The organism is Methanobrevibacter sp. (assembly GCF_045541095.1).
Taxonomy (GTDB): Archaea; Methanobacteriota; Methanobacteria; order Methanobacteriales; family Methanobacteriaceae; genus Methanocatella.
In genome coordinates this window covers 1-6,498 of sequence record NZ_JAZQIJ010000041.1, presented here as the reverse complement: position 1 = coordinate 6,498, position 6,498 = coordinate 1, and the positions used below count along the sequence as shown (strand labels likewise).

Below are 6,498 nucleotides of genomic sequence, written 5' to 3'. Positions count from 1 at the left end.
AGTTTTGATTAACTTTGTCATTTATTAGTTTAGATTTCATTGGTATTTAAAGTTCTTCAGAGAGCATTTGATAAGTAATTTTTTGTGCAATTCATCCATGACCTAAGAGGTCATGGTATTCTTGCAATATTTTTGATAAACAATTTAAGTGTTGTCAAACAGACATAACATTAAACACTAAAGGACATTCAGTCCGATATTTAAAAGTGATATTATGTCTTATTTGACAATGAGTGATGATGTAAATATTTATTATGAGGATTTCGGTGAAGGTGAGACTTTAATTTTCTGCCATGGTCTGAATTCATCCCTAACTGTAAACGAAGAGTTCTACAATGAGTTTAAGGATGATTTCCGCATCATCCTCTATGACTAGAGAGGTCATGGAAATTCAGACAGGCTGGCTGTTCACATGAACGTCAGGAGACTTGGTCAGGACCTCAATGAAATCATCGAATCCCTGGATTTGGATGAGGTAACTCTAATTGGCCATTCCATGGGTGCTGCAACAATATACAGCTATGTTAATCAGTTTGGCTGTGATAAAATCAGAAGGATAGTTGCCAGTGACATGTCCCCCTACATGCGAAATGACAGATGGTCCGGAGGAATCGCACAGGGTGAGTGGAGCGATGAGGACTTTTATCATGACTTTGACCTAATTTTTGATGATGCTGGCAAAGCAGCATGGCACATCACCAAAAACATTATGAATCCTGATTTGAAAAAAACTCCTCCAGAAGATGTGCCTCGAATGATTGAAGTTTTCAGAAAACAGACTGATCCGTTTACCATGGCTGCGTTCTGGTATTCACTTTTCAGATTAGACCAGCGCCCTGCAATCGAAAAGATTACCGTGCCCTTTTTATATCTCATGCCGGACAATCCTTTGTACTCGATGGTTGCCGTCAGCTACTTGAAAGAACACGTTAAAGACGAATTCATACTTAAAAATGACTTTCCAGGCACAACCCATGCGATATGGCGGGAAATGCCTCATGAGGTTGCCTGTGAAGTCAAAAAATTCATAAAAAAATATTAGGCGATTATATGCATTTTACAGACCCCGTTTACAGAAACCCTTACTGGCCTACATTTCCATTATTGCAGGTCACACAGGGCTGCACACACAACAGATGCAAATTCTGCACAATGTATAAGGATGTCAGATTCCATCCTCATTCCCTTGATATTATCGAAGAGGACTTAAAGGAACTTGCCCAGGTGGCACCTCATGCAAAGACAATTCAGCTTTTATCAGCAAACCCTCTGGTGATGACATACAACAAGTTAAAACCAATCCTTGAGCTTATAAACAGGTATCTGCCTGAAATTGAGTATATATACGCTGCAACACGAGTTTCCGATTTGAAAACCAAAAAGGTAGATGAGCTTGAAAACCTCAGGGAACTGGGATTGAGGGAAATTTCCCTTGGTGTTGAAAGCGGTGATGACTGGACACTGAAACGCGTGAACAAGGGTTACACTTCCGAAGACATTATCGAACAGTGCGGAAAGCTTTCTGATGCAGGCATTGATTTTTGGATGAGCTTTCTAAATGGTGTCAGTGGACTTGAACATTCTCATGACCATGCCGTTCACTCTGCAGAAATTTTCAGCGAGTGCGATCCGATGCTTGTGGGAACAGGAGGTCTTACACTATTTCCTGGAACTCCTCTTCTGGAGGAAGCGCAAAGGGGTGAATTCACTCCACTTTCTGAAAGGGAAATGCTTGTGGAGCTTAAGACATTTGTCGAAAACCTTACATGTGACTGCTATTTCATAACTCATCATACGGTTTCAGCAAGCCTCACAGGTCCTGATTTCTTAAAAAGAAAGAACAATATAGTCGATACATTGGCATATGAACTTGAGCACGGTGACTTTGACAGGATGGCTCAAATTAGAAAAAACAAACGGTCATTATGACTACAACGGATTTAAGGATAGGATTTCATTTATAAAATATGAGTTTTGCTCATGTGTCGATAAAAGAAACGTAGGACTTGTTTTAAGGAGATAGCCATTAAATAATGGTTATTTCAATTTTTTTAAATTTAATTCAAAAATTATTTAACTTTTTCTTTTTAAACTATTAATCAGATTAGTTCCGGAGTTGATTATTTGAAAAAAACAAAAATTATTTGCACAATCGGGCCAGTATCCAATTCCGTTGAGGTCATGAGTGAAATGGTAAATAACGGTATGGACTGTGCCAGAATCAATCTCTCTCACGCTTCAAGAGAGGATATTTTAAATACTATCCATGTGGTTCGTCAGGTGCGTAAAATCTGCAACGTGCCGGTTTCCATAATGTATGATACCAAAGGACCTGAATTCAGGACAATGACATTCGAAAATGGAGGTGTGACTCTCAAGGCCGGAGATACAATAAGAATGGCCAAAAACTGCAGAAAAGGTACTGAGAAGGAATTCGGTGTCAACCACGATGATGCAATCGACTTTATTCAGGTTGGAAACACCGTGCTTGTGGATAATGCACTTCTGGAGCTTGAAGTTACAGAAAAGGGAGATGATTACGTTGTCCTTAAGGCTCTTGGCGATGGAAGCATCGCAGACCACAAGACAATAAACGTTCCGGGAGTTCATCTCAACCTCGATTTCATAAGTGACGTTGACCGCTCGGATATAGCATTTGCCGCTTCACATTCCTGCGATTACCTTGCACTTTCATTTGTAAACACAAAAGATGATGTCATTGCTGCCCGTGAAATCATTAGGGATGCCGGAGGGGATGCCGCAATCATCTCAAAGATTGAAAGCCAGATGGGTATCGAGAACCTTGACGAGATTATCGAGGTGTCTGACGGAATAATGGTTGCCCGTGGTGATCTGGGTGTTGAGGTTGCTATGGAGGAGCTTCCGATGCTTCAAAAGGACATAATCAGAAAATGCCGTGAAAAAGGCAAGTTTGCAATTGTAGCAACAGAAATGCTGGCATCAATGTATGAAAATCCTCGACCTTCAAGGGCAGAAGTAACGGATATTGCAAATGCTGTTTTGGACGGTACGGACTGTGTCATGCTTTCCGGTGAAACAACAATAGGACTTTATCCTATACATGCCGTTTCGATAATGGCCAGAATATGCAAACATGTTGAATCAACAATCGACTACTCAAAACATGTTGCCTACAAGGGAACAATAGGCATCAGCGATACGATTGCAAAGCTTGTTGTGGATGCCGTCGGATACTCTGACATCAAGCTGATAGTGACTCCTACAATGACCGGTTTTACCGCAGGTAAAATCAGCAATCTGCGCCCAAATTCAATTATTATGGCGTGCTGTCCGTCAAGTCATATTGCAGAAAAGATTGTCCTCAACTTCGGAGTCAAGCCTGTTGTAACTGAAATATATGAAAAAACCGATGAGATGATTGAAAGCGCAAGAAAAATTGCCAAAAAGGAATTCAATCTGAGCGACGGCGATTTGATAGTGGTTACTGGAGGATTTCCTCTTGGCGAGTCAAAAACAACTAATTATCTGAGGATTGTAGAAGTATAATCCTCTTTATTTAGTCATGCCTAAACTTTAAATATTATGAGGTGTAACATATATTTATCTAAGAGGTGATAATATGGACAGCATGGTTGAAGCAAGAAAAAACATGCATGAGAGAAACAGAAAACTCGAAGAGGACAAGAAATCCACTGCAAAAAAAGTTAAAAATTTCTTTTTCGGGTGCTGTAAGAACAAATAATTTTTTCATGGATTTTGCTGGCTGATCCATAATTTCCATTTTTAATTTAATTTGTTATTTACTTATTTTTATAAAATTAGAGTGTTTTTTAACCTCTGAAAAGTGATGAAATTAATTAAATGCTTTGGGTGATATTGTAGGATTTTCCTGCAATATGACATTAAATGTCCTTATTTTCAAAAGGCAAAATTTATTAATGTTCATTTTTAAACTATTTTTTATGAAAAAATTAACATTTTTAGCATTGGCTTTAGTTTTAGTGCTGGCTATGGCTGCAGCAGTCAGTGCAGTCGGGCTTGAAAATACAACAATTTCCGGCTTGAATACCACTCAGGACATCGACTGGGCATTCAATGAAAGCCAAAACCAGAACAAAAATCTGGTAATCATATTCGACCAGGACAGCTGCGTTTACTGTGACATGCTCAAGGAAAACACCCTTTCCGACAGCAAAGTCCAAAAAGAGCTTAATGAAAACTACATTGTGCTTTTGGTTGACATCAACAAGGACTATAAACTGGCCGACAAGTATCAGGTTTTCGGAACTCCTGCGGTTCATGTCATAAGTCCTGAGGGCAAGGACGTTGGAAAAATCGAAGGATATGTGGAAAGCGAGGAATTCTTATCAGCACTGAAGGAGATTTAGATGGAAATTCTTCCTTTCATTTCTTTTTTTACAGGGGTCATCTCGATACTGTCTCCCTGCATCCTGCCGATCATTCCGATTTTTGTAGCCTTCAGCCTGAAAAGCAAAACTGTCAAGGAAATCTCCTCATTCACATTGGGGCTTTTAAGCGTTTTCGTTTTGATAATATTTCTCACGGCGTTTTTCACATCACTGGTTTATCGCTATGCGTTCTATGTAAGGATTCTTGCGGCAGTGTTACTTTTCATAATCGGAATCATGATGCTTTTCGACTATAATTTACCGTTCAAAGCTATTTCCGCCAAGGCAGGTGACGGCGTTTTGGGTTCATTCTCATTGGGTGTTTTGACATCCGTTTCATGGGCTCCATGCTACAGCGCATATCTCATGAGTCTCATTGCTCTTTTGGTGAGCTCAGGTGATGCTGTCAATGCGGTTTTCAATATAATCCTTTATGCTTTGGGATTTGCCCTGACATTATTTGTTTTAAGCTATCTGATTTCAAGGATAGATTTGGAAAAGCTCATCTCAAGGACAAGATACGTTCCAAAGATTTTCGCCCTTCTGATTATTGCAGGTGCGATTTATCTGTTTTGGGAATCGTTCAAGGTTCTTGTCTAAATTTGGCATAAATGTATAAACTACTAAAACATAAATTATAATGGTGTTTAAATGGCTAACTTTAATTCATTACAAGAAGCAAGAGAATTTTTTTACAAGGACCAATTTGCCGTAACAACCGGTGTTGTGCTTGATGAGATTACAGAAGACGAAGCGGTCTGTTCTCTGGAGATAACCGACAATCACAGAAACGCTTACGGTGGAGTTATGGGAGGAGTTATTTTTACCCTGGCCGACTTTGCATTTGCGGTGCTTTCAAATCAGATCCACCAGCTTACAGTCGCCCAGCAGGTTGACATTCATTATTTGTCTGCTCCGAAAGGGGATAAGCTGATTGCAAAGGCAACATGCAGGAAAAGCGGGCGTACCTCAAGCATTGTCAATGTGGACATTTCAGACGATACTGGCCGTGACGTTGCACAGTTTATCGGAACCGGGTTTAAGTTATGATGAGTTTTAACTCATTTCTATTTTTTATTATTTCACCTCAATATTGATTTAACTTCATAAAATTGCTTTATTTTAAAAATTAACTATAAATAATAGGTTAAACAATATTATTTTAGGTGCAGATAATGGTTCAGTCAAAAGATGCTTCGTTTAAATTCATTTCAAAAAAACATTTGCAGATACTGTTTGCAATATTGGATATTAATTTTGGCATGGATGTCGATTTTTCCGATGCTGAAGTTCTGACAAGTGAGGAGGTTGCAATTGAACCTTCATTGATGCGGCCTGATTATATTGTTAAGATTGACAGTATTATTTTCATGATTGAATTTGAAAGTTCTTTTGTAGGTACTGTAAAGAAAAAACTGTTCAAATTGTATATTTCAGCTTATGATTTTAACAACAATGATGAAAACAATCAGATAGTCTTTTTTGTGGTTTCAACAAAAGAAAAAACAAAAATCGCACGATATTCCATTAATGACTGGGATTCTTTTGTTTTTCCAATTTTCTCATTGGCGGATTTGGACAAAGAGGAAATTATTAATAATATAGAAACAAAAATTGAAAATAAAGAAGAGTTTCATGATAAGGAACTTATTGAATTTGCATTGACTCCTATATTGGGCAAAAACAAAGCCGAAATTGTTCAGCAGTTTGAAGAGGCAAATGATTTGTTGTCCTTGATTGATTTTCCGAATGTGGAGATTAAAAACTCTGTATATGGACTTTTGCTGATGTTAAGCAGCATGTATTTTGATGAACTGGATCCTATTAGAAAAAAGATACAGCGTGATATTATGGGTAAGGTTGATTGCGTTACTGAAGCTTGTAATGAAAGTTTTGATAGAGGAATTGAGCAGGGTATTGAGCAAGGTATTGAGCAAGGTATTGAGCAAGGTATTGAGCAAGGTATTGAGCAGGGAATGAATGATTCCAAAGTTGAAATTGCTCGTAAAATGTTATCTGATGAAAAATATTCTTTAGATGAGATTTCCAATATCACTGAATTGCCTTTAAGCAGATTAGAAGAATTGAAAAGCAAATTATAATTCGG

Annotated in this window: 8 protein-coding genes and 1 pseudogene; all 9 read left to right on the top strand. The window is 38.2% G+C overall.

The genetic code is table 11. From position 1 onward, the window contains the following. Window positions 1-214: 214 nt before the first annotated feature. Entirely contained in the window at window positions 215-376 is a 162-nt protein-coding gene (locus tag ACKI2P_RS01825; RefSeq protein ID WP_407374542.1) for an alpha/beta fold hydrolase, read from the top strand. A 12-nt stretch (window positions 377-388) separates the two neighbouring features. Next, a pseudogene (locus ACKI2P_RS01820) lies at window positions 389-1,042 on the top strand (alpha/beta fold hydrolase); the annotation flags it as partial. 8 nt (window positions 1,043-1,050) lie between these two features. Further along, complete coding sequence (locus ACKI2P_RS01815; RefSeq protein WP_407374541.1) at window positions 1,051-1,929, top strand: radical SAM protein; 879 nt, start codon at window positions 1,051-1,053, stop codon at window positions 1,927-1,929. Between the two features lie 195 nt (window positions 1,930-2,124). Further along, window positions 2,125-3,528, top strand: a complete 1,404-nt coding sequence (gene pyk, locus ACKI2P_RS01810; RefSeq protein ID WP_407374540.1) for a pyruvate kinase — start codon at window positions 2,125-2,127, stop codon at window positions 3,526-3,528. Window positions 3,529-3,601: 73 nt separating this feature from the next. Continuing rightward, window positions 3,602-3,724 carry a hypothetical protein gene (locus ACKI2P_RS01805; protein WP_407374539.1) on the top strand — a complete coding sequence of 41 codons (123 nt, stop codon included), beginning with the start codon at window positions 3,602-3,604 and terminating at the stop codon, window positions 3,722-3,724. Between the two features lie 220 nt (window positions 3,725-3,944). Beyond that, window positions 3,945-4,370 carry a thioredoxin family protein gene (locus ACKI2P_RS01800; RefSeq protein WP_407374538.1) on the top strand — a complete coding sequence of 142 codons (426 nt, stop codon included), beginning with the start codon at window positions 3,945-3,947 and terminating at the stop codon, window positions 4,368-4,370. Beyond that, the gene (locus tag ACKI2P_RS01795; RefSeq protein WP_407374537.1) at window positions 4,371-4,991 is read left to right on the top strand and encodes a cytochrome c biogenesis CcdA family protein; all 621 of its coding nucleotides are present in this window, start codon (window positions 4,371-4,373) and stop codon (window positions 4,989-4,991) included. It begins immediately after the preceding gene. A 51-nt stretch (window positions 4,992-5,042) separates the two neighbouring features. Then, complete coding sequence (locus ACKI2P_RS01790) at window positions 5,043-5,441, top strand: PaaI family thioesterase (RefSeq protein WP_407374536.1); 399 nt, start codon at window positions 5,043-5,045, stop codon at window positions 5,439-5,441. A 125-nt stretch (window positions 5,442-5,566) separates the two neighbouring features. Then, the gene (locus ACKI2P_RS01785; protein ID WP_407374535.1) at window positions 5,567-6,493 is read left to right on the top strand and encodes a hypothetical protein; all 927 of its coding nucleotides are present in this window, start codon (window positions 5,567-5,569) and stop codon (window positions 6,491-6,493) included. Window positions 6,494-6,498: the final 5 nt, after the last annotated feature.